The 15,524-nt window shown below is 37.2% G+C and carries 13 protein-coding genes, 1 tRNA gene and 1 pseudogene; 6 read left to right on the top strand and 9 right to left on the bottom strand.

What is annotated here, in order from left to right; translation table 11 throughout:
• Positions 1–13: 13 nt before the first annotated feature.
• From O5640_RS05155 to murA, 4 genes are all read right to left on the bottom strand, one after another.
• Positions 14–1,252 (bottom strand): bifunctional folylpolyglutamate synthase/dihydrofolate synthase, encoded by a 1,239-nt coding sequence (locus O5640_RS05155; protein WP_269613611.1) that lies wholly within the window; start codon positions 1,250–1,252, stop codon positions 14–16.
• Positions 1,231–2,412, bottom strand: a complete 1,182-nt coding sequence (locus O5640_RS05150; RefSeq protein ID WP_269613610.1) for an aspartate aminotransferase family protein — start codon at positions 2,410–2,412, stop codon at positions 1,231–1,233. Before O5640_RS05150 ends, O5640_RS05155 begins: the two co-directional genes overlap by 22 nt.
• Positions 2,413–2,420: 8 nt before the next feature.
• Positions 2,421–2,502 (bottom strand) — tRNA-Leu (locus tag O5640_RS05145).
• A 39-nt stretch (positions 2,503–2,541) separates the two neighbouring features.
• Positions 2,542–3,918, bottom strand: a complete 1,377-nt coding sequence (murA, locus tag O5640_RS05140) for a UDP-N-acetylglucosamine 1-carboxyvinyltransferase (protein WP_269613609.1) — start codon at positions 3,916–3,918, stop codon at positions 2,542–2,544.
• Between the two features lie 243 nt (positions 3,919–4,161).
• Here murA and O5640_RS05135 point away from each other — a divergent pair, with 243 nt between their 5' ends.
• The 3 genes and pseudogenes from O5640_RS05135 to trpC all read left to right on the top strand — a co-directional run bounded on the left by O5640_RS05135 (position 4,162) and on the right by trpC (position 7,367).
• A complete protein-coding gene (locus O5640_RS05135) occupies positions 4,162–4,998 on the top strand; it encodes a TrmH family RNA methyltransferase (RefSeq protein ID WP_269613608.1) in 837 nt (278 codons plus the stop codon).
• Positions 4,995–6,437, top strand: coding sequence for a dihydrolipoyl dehydrogenase (lpdA, locus tag O5640_RS05130; RefSeq protein WP_269613607.1), 1,443 nt, complete (start codon positions 4,995–4,997; stop codon positions 6,435–6,437). Before O5640_RS05135 ends, lpdA begins: the two co-directional genes overlap by 4 nt.
• A 43-nt stretch (positions 6,438–6,480) precedes the next feature.
• Positions 6,481–7,367 (top strand): annotated as a pseudogene (gene trpC / locus O5640_RS05125) (indole-3-glycerol phosphate synthase TrpC).
• Between the two features lie 33 nt (positions 7,368–7,400).
• On the opposite strand, the gene sodX reads toward trpC, so the two are convergent.
• The 3 genes from sodX to O5640_RS05110 form a co-directional block, all read right to left on the bottom strand.
• Entirely contained in the window at positions 7,401–7,778 is a 378-nt protein-coding gene (gene sodX, locus O5640_RS05120) for a nickel-type superoxide dismutase maturation protease (protein ID WP_269613606.1), read from the bottom strand.
• Entirely contained in the window at positions 7,753–8,244 is a 492-nt protein-coding gene (gene sodN, locus O5640_RS05115) for a superoxide dismutase, Ni (RefSeq protein WP_420063698.1), read from the bottom strand. Before sodN ends, sodX begins: the two co-directional genes overlap by 26 nt.
• 74 nt (positions 8,245–8,318) lie before the next feature.
• Positions 8,319–8,873 carry an FKBP-type peptidyl-prolyl cis-trans isomerase gene (locus tag O5640_RS05110; RefSeq protein WP_269613604.1) on the bottom strand — a complete coding sequence of 185 codons (555 nt, stop codon included), beginning with the start codon at positions 8,871–8,873 and terminating at the stop codon, positions 8,319–8,321.
• A 163-nt stretch (positions 8,874–9,036) separates the two neighbouring features.
• Here O5640_RS05110 and O5640_RS05105 point away from each other — a divergent pair, with 163 nt between their 5' ends.
• Positions 9,037–10,515 (top strand): apolipoprotein N-acyltransferase, encoded by a 1,479-nt coding sequence (locus O5640_RS05105; protein WP_269613603.1) that lies wholly within the window; start codon positions 9,037–9,039, stop codon positions 10,513–10,515.
• Here O5640_RS05105 and mnmA read toward each other — a convergent pair.
• Positions 10,512–11,726, bottom strand: a complete 1,215-nt coding sequence (gene mnmA, locus O5640_RS05100) for a tRNA 2-thiouridine(34) synthase MnmA (RefSeq protein WP_269613602.1) — start codon at positions 11,724–11,726, stop codon at positions 10,512–10,514. The genes O5640_RS05105 and mnmA overlap by 4 nt on opposite strands.
• 76 nt (positions 11,727–11,802) lie before the next feature.
• Here mnmA and O5640_RS05095 point away from each other — a divergent pair, with 76 nt between their 5' ends.
• Positions 11,803–13,317, top strand: a complete 1,515-nt coding sequence (locus tag O5640_RS05095) for an NAD(P)H-hydrate dehydratase (RefSeq protein WP_269613601.1) — start codon at positions 11,803–11,805, stop codon at positions 13,315–13,317.
• Between the two features lie 159 nt (positions 13,318–13,476).
• Entirely contained in the window at positions 13,477–14,418 is a 942-nt protein-coding gene (locus O5640_RS05090; protein ID WP_269613599.1) for an RpoD/SigA family RNA polymerase sigma factor, read from the top strand.
• Positions 14,419–14,436: 18 nt separating this feature from the next.
• Here O5640_RS05090 and pdhA read toward each other — a convergent pair whose 3' ends face one another.
• Positions 14,437–15,513, bottom strand: coding sequence for a pyruvate dehydrogenase (acetyl-transferring) E1 component subunit alpha (gene pdhA, locus O5640_RS05085; RefSeq protein WP_269613598.1), 1,077 nt, complete (start codon positions 15,511–15,513; stop codon positions 14,437–14,439).
• Positions 15,514–15,524: the final 11 nt, after the last annotated feature.

The raw sequence follows: 15,524 nt of genomic DNA, 5'->3' as shown, positions 1-15,524 counted from the left end.
TTTTTTAAACAATTTAACTTGTCAATATTTTTCTTTGAAAAAGGTCACCTATTAAATATAGCGATCCTGAAATGATAGGTGGTGGAGAGGGCCATCTATTTTGCTTTTTAAGTGTTGATAAAACTTCTTCTACACTAAATGCTTCTTTGATTTGGTCTATATATTCAGGGCAAAAATTTAAAATATGATCTTTTGACCAGCTTTGTTGTCCTGGGACAGGAACGATCCAAGCTAGATCTTTCTCTCTAATTAGCCTATGTAAAATGCCTATCATGTCTTTTCTTTTTTGAATCCCTAGTATCCAAATAATTCCACTTTCTTGATCAGTCCATGTGTCTCTTTCAATTGATAATTGCTTAGCCGCATGAGGATTATGTGCACCATCAACAACTATGGGCATCCCTTCCCATTTTGTTGTTTGAAGTCTTCCAGGCCATTTAGCAAGAGATAAGCCTTCTCGAAGTTGTCCTTCAGAAATATTCCATCCAATATTTTTTAATGATTCAATAACCCCTTTGGCTACAGCTGCATTTTCTTTCTGTATCGCTCCTGATAAGCCGAGTTCCCAGTCTGATGGTATAGGATCTACCCAATGAATGACTGCTTGTTTCCTCTTAGCAGCCTCTTCGAAAACTCTTTTTACAATATTGTGTTGAGTGGCTGTAATGATAGTACTCTTTGAAGTTATTACAGCTGCTTTCTCAATAGCTACTTTTTCTAGACTATTGCCTAAGTATTCACAATGATCAAGCCCAATAGCTCCAAATGCAATAATAGGTCTATATTGATGCGCGGTTGTTGCATCAAGTCTACCTCCAAGCCCTACTTCAAGGATAAGAAGTTCAACTTCCCTTAAAGTAAAATATTTAAGTGCTATTGCAATAACACATTCAAAAGGAGTCAAGCTATATTTTTTTGCAATTGGAGAAAGAGACAGGCTTAATGATTGAAATTCTTCTTTTGATATTGGAGTCTTGTTGATACATATCCTCTCGACCCAATCAACTAAATGGGGAGAAGTGGTAACTCCAGTTTTGATATTTACTAAGCTAAGAACACTATTAATAAAAGCCGCAATAGAGCCTTTCCCATTTGTTCCTGCTATGTGAATAGCAGGTGTTTCTTTGCAGGGGGCTCCCATGGCATTAATAGCCAATGACATGCGATCTATGCCCAGATTCATATCTTTATATTCTTTGCTCTTGCTTTCAAAAATGAAATTCGATTGTGCTATGAAAGTTTCATCAGACATTTGTCTAGTCTCGATAAAAGCTCGTTGATTTCTTTTTTTGTAATAGTTAAAGGAGGGACAATCCTTAATACTTTTACACCAGCTGATACTAGAAGTAGTTTCTCTTCTAAGGCGGATTTGACAATATCAAGAGATGTTATTTTGATATTGTCTTTGATAACGAGACCTTGAATAAGCCCAACGCCTCGAGTGGAAATAAATATGTCTGAATATTTATTTAAGAGTTTAATTAATCCTTCTTTTAATTGAGCACCTCTCTCGGTGACTTTATTAAGGAGGTCTCTTTTTTGTATTTCTTTCCCAACAGTTAGAGCTGCTCTGCAAGCGAAAGGATTCCCTCCAAAAGTGCTGGCATGATCACCCGGATGAAAGACATCAGCCAATTCATTAATCAATAGCGCTCCAATGGCATGACCTCCACCAAGCCCTTTGGCTAGTGTGAAAACATCAGGTTCAATACCTAGTTGTTCATATCCCCAAAGGGTACCTGTTCTTCCCATTCCAGTTTGGACTTCGTCAAATATCAATAAAACATTGCTGTGGGTACATTTCTTTCTTAAGAGCTCAAAAAATGATTTTTTTCCAATATTTATTCCCCCTTCACCTTGTATGGGTTCAATAAATACAGCTGCAATTTGTGGACCTGTTTTTTCTAAATCATCAAATAGATTTTCAAAAGATTCACTGTCGTTAAAAGAAAAAAACTGAAATCCCTGAACCATTGGCTCGAAACCCTTGTGGTATTTAGGTTGGCCTGTCGCACTTACAGTTGCGAGTGTTCTTCCGTGAAAGCTTTCCTTTGAGCAAAGAATGACTGGATTGTCGATATTACGTTCAATATGCCCATATTTTCTTGCCAATTTAATTGCAGCTTCATTTGCTTCAGCACCGCTATTGCAAAAAAATACACTCTTAGCAAAACTTTGTGAAGTTAACCATTGAGCTAGTTCTTCTTGCTCTGGTATCCCATAAAGGTTAGATACATGTTGAAGTCTTTTTAATTGTTTTGATAAGGATTTGATTAATGCTTTATCACTGTGGCCTAATGAACAAGTTGCAATGCCAGCGACAGCATCAAGATATTTCTGTCCTTTTGTGTCCCACACCCATGACCCTTTACCCCTAATAAGGTCTAGGGGAAAACGATTGTAAGTTTTCATCAATGAAGTGGGAGCGGTCGGACTTGAACCGACAAACCCGAAGGTGCCGCATTTTGAGTGCGGTGCGTCTACCAATTCCACCACGCTCCCATATGTTTATTTTATGTCAAAACTAGCAAAAATATGAAACTAAGCTGCATTTTTTTGAGTATCAATATTGTCTTCACTAATTATTTTGTTAGAGAAAGAACTTTGAGATATTGTTTGATCAAATTTTCTAGAAATAATTGAACCTGCATTAGTTAATTTTTCTTCTAGTTTTTCATATCCTCTATCTAAGTGTTCGAGGCCCGTAAAAATACTATTTCCTTTGGCAGAGAGACATGCAAGGATAATTGCAGCAGAAGAACGTAAATCTCCTCCCCTTACATTTGAACCTACAAGTTCTTTTACTCCTTTTATATAAGCAGTATTGTTTTCTAGATAAATACAGGCGCCCATTTTATTTAACTCCAAAACATGCTGCATTCTTTTCTCAAAAACTTTTTCTTTGATTTTGCTTGAACCTTTTGCTGTGGCCATAAGTGACATAAATGGAGCTTGAAGATCAGTTGGAAAACCAGGGTATGGACTAGTGGTTATGTCGACTCCTGAAATTTCTCTTGGAATAATTTTTAAATGATGATTCCCATGATGAGATATTGAGCAGCCACATTCTTGTAGTTTTGAAATAACAGCGCTCAAATGATTTGGGATTAATGGACCAACAATAAGCGGCGATCTTGTTATGGCCGCCGCAATAAGGAAAGTGCCTGCTTCGATTCTATCGGGGATAACACAATGAGAAGTCCCCCCTAAGGATTCAACTCCTATGATTGTGATTCTTTTTGTTCCAGCTCCATAAACCTTCGCTCCCATCGCATTAAGCATTTTCGCAAGATCATGAATCTCTGGTTCTCTTGCGGGATTAGATATTGTTGTTTTGCCTAAGGCTAAGCAAGAAGCCATCAAGATGGTTTCCGTAGCCCCAACGCTGGGATATTTAAGAGTGATGTTTGCTCCAAATAATCGTTTTTCTTTGTTTGAAATTTGAGCTTTTACAACACCATTCCTAACTTCTACTTCTGCTCCTAATGCTTTTAGCCCATTGATATGTTCATCAACAGGTCTTGCTCCAATATTGCAACCACCAGGTAAAGGGATTTTTGCTTTCCCAAGTCTTGTGAGTAAGGGCCCCACACAGAAAAAACTTGCTCTCAAGCTATGGACGAGTTGATAGGGTAATTCAGCGTTATGAATGGACTCTGAATTAATCTCTATAGAATTATTTGTTTTAGTTAATTTTGCTCCCAAATTACGGAGAATTTCTGACATGACTTCAATGTCCGTAAGTTGTGGGACATTTTTAATGAGGAGTTTTTCTTTTGTAAGAAGAGCAGCAGCCATTAAAACTAGTGAAGAATTTTTTGCCCCACTAACTTTTAAAACTCCACTAAGCGGATGCCTTCCTATTACCTCCAGATGTGGCGGAATAACATTCCTTTTAATTGTCGCCACACTACTCATATTGGAGCGAACTGCTTACCCAGCCATAATGCCAAGTGGATTTAAAATAGTCCAGTCAACCTTATTGAAAATTGATGGGTTCAAATTAAATATTGATAATGTTGAAAGTTTGAATAAAAATTTTAAGATGGTTTTTATTAATTTTAATAAGGATATCAGTGGTTATTTTAAGCCAAGAAACCTTTCTGATTTTTCAACAATTAAATAATTTGAGGTTGGACAATTAATTATTCTTATTCGCCATTGATTACAAGTAAAAGAAACCCTTTGGTCAAAAAATTAAGGTCTCTTTTGAAAAAAACTGGACGTGAAGAGCGTTCCTCTCTTTTGCTTGAGGGTTCTCATTTGTTAGAAGAATCTCTGAAAACAAACTGTTTGCCAATAGAAGTTATTGCAACTCCCGAATGGAGTGATGAGAATCAAGAGACCTTAAAAAAAATAGCTTCCAGATGTTTATTAACCTTAGTAACTCAAAACGTTTTAGAGGCATCTTTGTCAACTGTTACACCTGATGGTGTCGCAGCGATATTCCCAATTACAGGGTTACCAAAACCGGGAATAGCCCCAAAACACATTTTAGCTTTAGATAGGATTCAAGATCCTGGCAATTTGGGAAATTTATTTCGATCAGCCCTTGCTGGTGAATATGAAGTTATGTGGTTAGCTTCTGGAGCAGATCCCCTAAATCAAAAGGTTTTAAGATCCTCAGCTGGCTCAGTTCTTCATTTACCTTTTGAACGGATTGGAGATTCATCTTCTTCAAGTATTGAAATGCTTGTTTCAAAACTCAATATTGCAATTAATGATAATTACCAAGTAGTAGGAACAATTTCACCGAATAAAATTACTGATAACAAAGTGAAACCTTATTGGGAATTAGACTGGGATCTCCCTACTGTATTGGTTCTTGGTAATGAAGGCTCAGGCGTTCATCCTTCAATTGAAGCGTGTTGTACAGACTTTGTTACGTTGCCTCATAACTCATTAGTTGATTCACTAAATGTGGCATCTGCTGCAGTTCCTCTCTTGTTGGAGCGACAAAGAGTAAAAATGGTTAAGGGTATCCAAAAAAAACCGTGAGTGAAATTTCTTTTGACTTTGACTTAATTGTTGTCGGAGCTGGATATGGAGGTTTTGATGCCGCTAAACATGCCGCCGAGGCTGGCTTGAAAGTGGCGATTATCGAATCAAGAGATATGGGTGGAACCTGTGTCAACAGAGGCTGTGTCCCCTCTAAAGCATTACTAGCCGCCAGCGGTAAAGTTCGTGAGCTTGCAAATGTTTCTCATCTTGCTGAATTTGGGATACATTCCGCTCCGGTTAGATTTGAACGTAAGAAAATTGCGGAACATGCAAAAAGCTTAGTTGAGACAATTCGAAAAAATCTAACTAAAACATTGGAAAGATCCGGAGTTGAGATACTTAGAGGAGAAGGACGTTTAGAAGGTAATCAAAAGGTTGGATTAAGAGAAACTAATGGGGTGGATAGAATTTTTTCTGCTAGAGATATTATCTTGGCTACAGGCTCAGACCCTTTTGTACCGCGTGGAATTGAAATTGATGGACGAACTGTTTTTACAAGTGATGAGGCTATTAATTTAGAATGGTTGCCCAGATGGATTGCAATAATTGGTAGTGGCTATATCGGTTTGGAATTCGCTGATATTTATACAGCCTTAGGTTGTGAGGTAACCATGATTGAAGCTCTTGAAAAAGTAATGCCTACTTTTGATCCAGATATTACGAAAATTGCTTCAAGAAACCTAATTGATAAAAGAGATATTGAAACTCGAGCCGGAGTGTTCGCTACTAAAGTTAAGCCAGGTTGTCCAGTCGAGGTCGAGCTTACAGATGCAAAGAGTAGGGAAGTGATTGAGGAGTTACAAGTCGACGCTGTTCTGGTTGCAACTGGTCGAGTACCGTCGACTAAAAATCTAAATCTACAATCAGTTGGAGTTGAAACAACGAGAGGTTTTATTCCAATTGATGATCAGATGAGAGTATTGGTAAATGAAAAACCAGTTTCTAATTTATGGGCAGTGGGAGATGTTACGGGTAAGTTGATGTTGGCCCATACTGCTGCAGCGCAAGGGAGTATAGCTGTAGAAAATATTTTAGGAAAAGCAATAGAAATTGACTACAGAAGTATTCCTGCAGCAACTTTTACTCACCCAGAGATAAGTTCTGTTGGACTTTCGGAAGAAGAAGCAAAGGATCTTGCGAAAAGAGAAGGCTTTGAACTTGGAGTTGTTAGAAGTTATTTTAAAGCCAATTCTAAGGCCTTGGCTGAATTAGAAAGTGATGGAATTATGAAATTGATTTTTAATAAAGAGACGGGAGAGGTCCTTGGTGCTCATATTTATGGAATACATGCGGCTGATCTTATACAAGAGGTCTCTAATGCAATTTCTAGAAGACAACGGGTCAATGACTTAGCAAAAGAAGTTCATACTCATCCAACATTAAGCGAAGTTGTAGAGGTTGCCTATAAACAGGCATCTTTACAAATAAGGAAGTAGTTAAATTAAATTTTATTTTTATAGATCATTAATTATTTAAATTATGGAAATCAGAAGAAGACCTCCTAACCCAAGTATAAAAGTAGCTAATTTAGAGTATGCAATCCCTCACCCAGATTCAAAACCTAAAAATATTTTGGAGGAAATTGTTTGGGAAAAACATCTAGAAGTGGAGATTGCAAGAAAAAAAGTTTCGCTTGAAGATTTAAAAAAAAGATCAATGACTTACCAAAAACAAAAAATTTTATAGATGCATTAAGAAATAGTACATCGAAACCAGCACTAATTTCAGAAATAAAAAAAGCTAGTCCAAGTAGAGGAATAATTAGAGAGGAGTTTGATGCGAGAATGATAGGTAGAATGTATCAAGAAGGAGGTGCTAACTGCGTATCAGTCTTAACAGATAAAAAATTTTTCCAAGGTGGTTTTGATGTCTTAGTTGAAGTTAAAAAGGAAATCACAATCCCAATCCTCTGCAAGGATTTTATTCTTTATCCTTATCAGCTTTACCAAGCAAGAGCTGCTGGCGCTGATGCTGCACTTTTGATAGCCGCAATCCTGACTGATTCTGATTTAAAGTACTTATCTAAGGTCGCTGAACATTTGGGACTGACAATATTAGTAGAGGTTCATGACTCAGAAGAACTTGAAAGAGTATTAAATATTAATGTATTTAATTTAATAGGTATTAATAATAGAAATTTAAAGAGTTTTAAAACTGATCTTGAAGTTACAAAGAAGTTGGCTAAGAATTATGCTAACCAAATCAAGGAAAATTATATTACTTTAGTAAGCGAGTCAGGTTTATTTACTCGTGAGGATTTGGATTTAGTAAAGAGTTATGGGGCTGATGCTGTTTTAGTTGGCGAATCTCTTATGTCACAGGAAGATATATTAGGTGGAGTTAAAAAATTAATTGGTAAGTTATGAATTAAGGAAAAGATCTATACCAATCTCTTGAATCTATTTAGAGAAAATTTTGTCTACTTTTCCAATGATTAAATCTAATTCAATTAAACCTAATACTCGACTGTCTGTGCTTGCTAGGGAATTGTCTCCTCTTAAATCATATTTGTTTTGATAAATCCAATGAATTCTTTTAATTATTAACTTGTTTTTTGTTTTTGGATGAGAGGCAACAACGATATCGCCAATTTCTAAGTCAATATTTTTTTTGTTTAACTTTTTATATGTTACTAAATCTCCCTCTTTAAGAGTTCTTTCCATAGAGGTACCGACAACACGTAAATGTTGTCGGTATCCGATTATTAAAGTAAATAAAGTAAATAAGTCTGGCTTGCGGAAAAGACTTTTATCAGCTTGCTGTAATCCAGTTATCACTTCTACCTTTTGAAGACCAAAACATAGAGTGAATCTTTTGCACAGCTGCTAATAATTCTTCTGCTTTGGTTTGATCAATATTTACCTTGCATGCACTACAAAGTTTTGCTGCTTTCCAAAAAGTGTCATGAAGATCTGGATATGTAGCTAAGTGTTCAGGCTTGAAGTAATCAGTCCAGAGGATTAGAAGTTCTTTTTTGGCCTTTTGTGATTCTTCTTCTTTAATCGCAACGAAGCGAGAAAAAGTGTTGTTATAAGCTGAAATAGAAGCCTGATCGTTACCAGCTGGAGCTAGAGCAATAAGTTTTTTCGTCATAGATAAAACTGCCTCTGCCGCAACTCTTGCAGAAGCAGGGTCATATACACCGCAAGGTCCGTCACAGTGTGCGTGAACAGATTTTGCTGGAAGCTGGTTAAAGATTGATGTAAGTGTTTCGCTCAACATCTGAAAATAATTTGTGAACATTTTTTTTTACATTAATGGCGTTTGTCAACAAACGCCATAACTTTTTCTAGAGCTTTCTGAATAATTTAAGAAATTCACTTAACAGCTAATAATTCCACTTCAAAAGTTAAAACTGAATTAGGGGGGATTGGACCTATCCCTCTGCTGCCATACCCTAATTCTGGTGGGATGACTAATTTTCTTTTACCTCCAACTTTCATCCCTGCGACTCCCTCATCCCAACCCTTTATCACCATCCCTGCACCTAAAGAAAATTCAAAAGGACCTCTTTCATAACTGCTGTCAAATTCTTTCCCATCATCAAGAGTACCCTTGTAATTTACTGAGACACTTGTTCCTGGGGTGGCTTCTTGACCATCACCTAAAACTAATTCAGTGATTTTCAGCCCACTTGAAGTTACTTGAGATGCTCCTATCTCAGCTCCTCCGAGAGGAGAGTTACTTGCACTGGTTTTATCTGAAGCCATAGTAAAAAGTGATGGATTTGGGTCTTCTGGGTCTAATTCAAATGGATTAGTTACAGATTCGCTGGTTTTTGTGGATTGCCTTACATCCGCTTGGATTGCTTGGTCAATTTGTAAGGCATTTGTTGGAGTTGGTGAGATGATTTGGCTGATCACTGCAATCATCAAGCAGCTAAGGCAAACAGAAAAGCTAATTAAGATTTCTCTCACAGCAATATTAAGTAGTCGGAAATATTCTTACAGATTAATACCCAAATTACACCTATTTAAAAGATAACTAACCAGAGAGTATGAATTTTGTTGGTGTATATTTTATTAAATTAGATTTATGAATAATATCTATTCTCTTTTTATTAAAGCTTTTGCTGGTGGTGCTTTAGCCGGAATCTCCCTTGGTGAAGGCAATTATGTATTCATGCTTTTGGGACTATCTTTGCTTTGGCCTGCTAGTAAGAATCCATGGGGAGGCTTTTGTTGGGGTGCGATGGCTATTTTATGGAGTCATAAGTGGTTGCTATCTTTGCATCCACTAAGTTGGGTAGGGATAGACTCAAGTTTAAGCTTGCCTATTACCATCCTTATATGGCTTTTGTGTGGAGCCTTTGGAGGGACTCTGGTTTTTAGTTGGTCAGCTTTAAGTGGTTTTTTGGCTCCTGGAAGACTGCAGTTTTCTAAATTAGAAAATAAGTTTATTTATGCCGTCTTATTATCAACAATATGGGGGCTAACCGAAGAAATCCTATCTAGAGGCCCTTTGTTTTGGATAGGTGTAGGGCCAAGTTTATTACCACAAGATAGATATTTGGCAGGATTAGCAAGATGGATAGGTTCGGGCGGCTTGGCCTCTATACATCTTTTAGCTGGATGGTGGATATGGCAGCTTTCAGTTGCTTTTCAATCTAGAAAAAAACTCAAGAAATTGATTATTCTTGGCGTTGCGTATTTTTCTTTAGCTCATTTAATTGGATTTATCTTGTTGTTGGATTCTCCAACTGATTCGGCAGAACAGGTTGCGATGTGGCAAACAAATATTCCAATAAGACAAAAATTTAGTCAGGAAGAAATTAATGCTTTGCCTTCAAAAGTAGATAGAGCATTAACTGATGCTGTTGAAATGAATGCATCTTTTTTAATCTCTCCAGAGGGAACGTTGCCTTTGGATAGAACAAAGATTCGAGATTTTCCTGTGAAATTTCTTTCTGGAGGTTTCAGGAAAATAAATGGTTCTCTACGAAGTTCAATATTGGTTTTTAATCCAGGTGATGAGTCTTTTTCGGATGTATTGGACAAATCTAGATTAGTCCCTCTGGGCGAATGGATTCCTGCATTGCCTAACTTTATGAAAAATGGCCTTTCTGCAGTAGGTGGAATTGAAAGTGGGAATCCATCAAGACTTCTTGATTGGGAGGGTCCCTCTTTCGCAGGTGCTATTTGTTATGAATTGAGTAATGGAAAAGCTATAGCTAAAGCAGTAAATCAAGGAGCTAAATGGATTTTAGTCATTGCAAATTTAGATCCTTATCCTATGTCTTTGCAAAGACAATTTTTATCTATTGCTCAATTAAGGAGTATTGAAACATCGAAAAATTTAATAGCTGTCTCTAATACTGGACCAACATCTTTGATTAAAAGTAATGGAAGAATTGATACCCTACTTAAACCAAATAAAGAACTTGTTAAACTCGTTGACCTGGAATTAAACGGAAAGAAAACATTATATACATTAAACTCTGACTTGCCTTTGATTTCAGTTATTTTTATAAGTTTAATAGGCGTTTTACGATCACGTAAGTATGATGTATATTAAGAATTTTTCGAAATAATTCCTCCTCCTAATACATAATCACCCTTGTAAAATACTGCTGCTTGTCCAGGAGTAATTGAAAATTGATCTTCTTCAAAATGAATATGACATTTATAACAATAATTTTTTTTATTACTGTCAATAATTGGTATTAACTTTGCTTTCACTGCTTTGCTTCTGTATCTGATTTGGACCTCAACTTCTATTGGTTTTTGAGGTGCTTCAATTGATACCCAATTTATATCTTTGACAACACACTCTGACTTACCAGAATCTTCTCTTGGAGCAACAATTACTTTGTTTAAAGAGGCATCAATTTCAACAACATGTAGAGGAACTTCCCATGCAATACCTAATCCCTTTCGTTGTCCTATTGTGAAATGCTGAATTCCATTATGGGATCCTATGACTTTCCCGTTTTTAAGGACAATTTCTCCTTCCTTTTTGGGTAGATACTTATCAATAAAAGCATTCATTGATCCGTAATGTTCAGCAAGACAAAGGTCTTGACTTTCTGGCTTTTTGGCAGTTTTTAATGAATGCTTAAAAGCTTCGATTCGTGTTGTCTCTTTAGTTAATTCTCCCAGAGGGAAAATTGTTTTTCCTAAAATTTCTTGAGGAAGATCATATAAAAAATAGCTTTGATCTTTATTGAGATCTTTACCTCTTAAAAGCTTATGTCTTTTTATTCCATCACTCGGAAGATCATTTTTATTGAAAGATTCGTTTGAGTATCTAATTCTTGCGTAATGCCCAGTAGCGATCTTCTCGATATTTTTATTTTCTTTAACCCATTTGAGCATTTCTGAGAATTTGACTGATTTGTTGCAGCGCGAGCAGGGCAAAGGGGTGATTCCCTCCTCATATCCTTTGACGACATTATTGATGATTTCTTTTTGAAAGATTTCTTTCGAATCAACTATGTGATGTTTGATTCCAAGTTGATCGCATATCCCTGAAGCATCAATTAATCCATCAGAACAGCAAGAACCTTTCCCTTTCATTAGCCACAAGGTTAATCCCACTACATCCCAGCCAGCTTCACAGAGAAGAGCCGCCGTTAAGGAGCTATCTACCCCTCCGGAAAGCCCTACTACAACCGAATGATTTCCAGAAAATGTTTGCAGTCTTTTTAATGTTTTCTCGACTGTTTCTTCTGAAGTCAAATGATTTAAAACTTTTTTTGTTTCTCTTGTTTCCACATTCATGGGCATTGATAGTAGCTTTTATTCATAGTTGATTGGTTTCTTTTTGATTTTGAATTGGCCTCAATCTGATTCGGAGCATTTGATGGTTTCTTCAGAACAGATGAAAAACATAGAAAAACAAATGTTTTCTATGGGTATGCCTGTTGAAGCTCTTATGGAAAAAGTAGGGATTGGTATCTCTTCATGGATATTAGACAGACAAGGATTGATTGAAAATGGTGCCATAGTTTTAGTGGGGCCAGGTCACAACGGAGGCGATGGACTCGTTGTCGCAAGAGAACTTTATATTGCAGGAGTAAATATCTCTATTTGGAGTCCATTCCCATTAAAAAAAGAATTAACACAAAAACATTTCGATTATGCAATGCAGATTGGGATTGAAAACTTGGAGCGTAAACCAGATGCGAATTCGAATTTATTATGGATTGAGGCATTATTTGGATTAGGACAATCAAGAATTATTTCTGAAGAAATAGTTTATTTATTGAATTCGAAGAAGACATTTAGTCCTGATAAATTGATTAGTATTGATGTCCCCGCAGGATTGGACTCAGATAATGGAAATATAATATCAAATACTTCATGTAAAGCCAGCCACACATTGTCTTTGGGACTATTTAAGTCTGGGTTAATTCAAGATTCAGCTATTGATTATGTAGGTAGTTTAGAGAGAGTAGATATCGGGATTCCGGATAAGATCTTAGATGATTTGCCTGAAACCCAGCCTCTAAGGATTTCTTTTTCAGATTTGTCTACTTTTGTTTGGCCTATGCCAAGTAAAAGTAAGAGTAAATACCAGAGAGGAAGAGTTCTCGTGATTGCAGGAAGTGAGAAATATAAAGGAGCATCATCGCTTGCTTTGAATGGAGCTTTAGCAAGTGGAGCAGGTAGTGTTAGCGCTATATTGCCAAATTCAGTTTCATCTGGGCTTTGGGCTACTCACCCTGAAGTCTTATTGCTTGGAGATCTAAATACTTTTCAGAACGGTTCTTCAGATTTTTCCAAAGTTTTCAATGATGTTGATTTAAATAAGTATGACTCGATTTTGCTTGGGCCTGGATTAGGGATTGCAGAAGAAAAAGATTGTTTTGGATCTGACTTAAAGGATTTCAAAGGATTACTTGTTCTTGATGCTGATGCAATAAATCGTCTGTCGCTAACTTCGATAGGTTGGAAATGGCTAAACGATAGAGAAGGTCCTACTTGGCTTACCCCTCATCTTGGTGAATTTAAAAGGTTATTTCCTTTAATTGATTGCTCGAATCCATTGAAGGCTGGAATTGAAGCTGCAAGGATATGCGGTTCTTCGGTCTTATTGAAATGTGCTCATAGTGTCATTTGTGATCCACAAGGGAAAAGCTGGCAAATAGGACAAGTCAATTCAAGTGTTGCAAGAACTGGACTTGGCGATGTTTTGGCTGGTTTCGTTTCGGGGATGGGAGCCTCTGGGCTAGCAAGTGCTAAGCGATTGGATACTAATTTGCTTGCGGCATCAGCATTGATGCATGCATATGCAGGAGCATCTTGCTCAAGAGGGAGCACTGCAAGTGCTATTTGCACTTTTCTTGCTGAATTAATAAAAAAGGAAAGCTCTTGAAATGTTTTGAAACAAACATTTACAGGGCCTTAAACCGCCAATTTGGTGTCATTTGTTAACTAATCGTCAACAGAATCTGAAGCCTTCTTGAAACCCAGGGCCTTTTTGCAATTTATGTAGGAAAGTCTTATCACTTTGAAGTAACGGGGTCAAGAAACAATGGTTTCATCTGCACCCAAGCCTGCTGAATCTCAAAAACGACGCAGCAGTGATCCAATTAGTTGGTACCTTTCTTCCATAGGAAGAGTTCCTCTTTTAACTCCTGCTGAGGAAATTGAACTTGGTAATCAGGTTCAAACTCTTATGAGTCTCACTGAAGACGGTCAGATTAAAGAGCAGAGCAAAGAATTTACTTCTCATCAAAAAAGATTGATTCGAATTGGAAGAAGGGCAAAGGAAAGAATGATGAAAGCCAATCTTCGATTGGTTGTGAGTGTTGCGAAGAAATATCAGGGCAAAGGTCTTGAACTTTTAGATTTAGTTCAGGAAGGTTCTCTTGGATTAGAAAGAGCGGTCGAAAAATTTGACCCTACTCGTGGATATAAGTTTTCTACTTATGCCTTTTGGTGGATAAGGCAAAGCATGACTAGAGCTATTGCTTGTCAGTCAAGAACAATTCGATTACCTGTTCATTTAAGTGAGAGATTGGCGACCATTAGAAAAGTCAGCTTAGATTTAGCTCATAAGCTTGGTGCAATGCCTAGCCGAATTGAAATAGCTGAGGCAATGGAAATTGAGTTAGAAGAACTTGATTCGATTTTGAGACAAGCTCTTACTACAAGCAGTCTTGATGCACCTGTTAATGGTGATGAGGGCCGTAGCTTTTTAGGTGATCTAATAGCTGACGGCTCGGGAGAAGAACCACTTGATAAAGTTGAACAAAAAATTCATCAAGAGCAACTTGGAAGGTGGCTCAGCCATCTAAGCGAACAAGAGCAGCACGTTATTAGGCTTAGGTTTGGCTTAGAAGGTAATGAAAGACATACTCTCGCAGAGATAGGCAGATTGTTGCAGGTTACACGTGAGAGGGTTAGGCAAGTTGAGTTAAAAGCTTTAAGAAAATTGAGAAATCTCACGAGAAAACTTCCAAGTGGAATTTGAAATTTAGCTACTATAGTTTTAGTTTTCCGCCCAAATATATTTAGTTAACTCACTAGGGTCAGGCTCTGGAGCGTTTAGAGCAAATTCAACAGCATCGTTAACTTCAAGATCTATTTCTTTCTCAATATTTTTTAATTCTTCATCAGAGATTAATCCAGAGCTAGTTAAATCATTTTTTAGCTTTTTAATTGGATCTCTTTTAGCCCAGAAATCCTTCTCTTTCTCTGATCTAAGTTCATCTGGATCAGCCAAAGAATGGCCTCTGAATCTGTAAGTGAGGCACTCTATTAAAGTTGGCCCTTCTCCAGCTCTCGCTCGCTCTAAGGCTCTTTGAGTGGCTCCTCTAACTGCTAAAACGTCCATACCATCAATTTCTTCTCCAGGCATGCCAAATGCTGAGGCTTTTCTCCATATTTCAGTCTCACTGGTTGCTCTGTCATGGGCCATTCCAATTGCCCATTTATTATTTTCAACTACAAATATGATGGGTAATTTCCATAGCTGGGCCATATTTAAACATTCATAAAACTGACCTATATTGCAAGTACCATCTCCAAAAAATGCTGCAGTTACAGAATCACTATCTTCTTTAAGAGCCTCCCTTTTGTATTTGCTGCTAAATGCTGCCCCAAGGGCAACTGGAATACCTTCACCAATAAATGCATAACCTCCAAGCAGATGATGTTCTTTTGAAAAAAGGTGCATAGATCCACCTCTACCTTTACTGCAGCCTGTCTCTTTACCAAATAGCTCGCTCATAACCTCTTTTGCTGGCACTCCAGCACTTAAAGCATGAACATGATCTCTATAGGTGCTGCAAAACCAGTCATGTTTGCGTTTCATTGCTCCAATAACACCTGTACTTATTGCTTCTTGCCCGTTGTAAAGATGAACAAACCCAAACATCTTCCCTCTGTAATACATTTCAGCGCATTTATCTTCAAAACGTCTTCCTAAAGTCATATCTTTGAAAAGATTTAAACCAATTTCTCTGTTGATTTGAGCTGGTTTCGTGTTACCAAGATTGCTTAGTCTGTCAGCGTGTTCCCTTTGCTGCATAGGGTTTTGCCTGGTTTCGTCCTGGTTGTGAGACATGACTTCGTTCA

The organism is Prochlorococcus marinus str. MIT 0912, assembly GCF_027359595.1.
GTDB lineage: Bacteria > Cyanobacteriota > Cyanobacteriia > PCC-6307 > Cyanobiaceae > Prochlorococcus_B > Prochlorococcus_B marinus_C.
The sequence above is the reverse complement of the archived record's forward strand: the minus strand, read 5'-3'. Positions and strand labels throughout refer to the sequence as shown.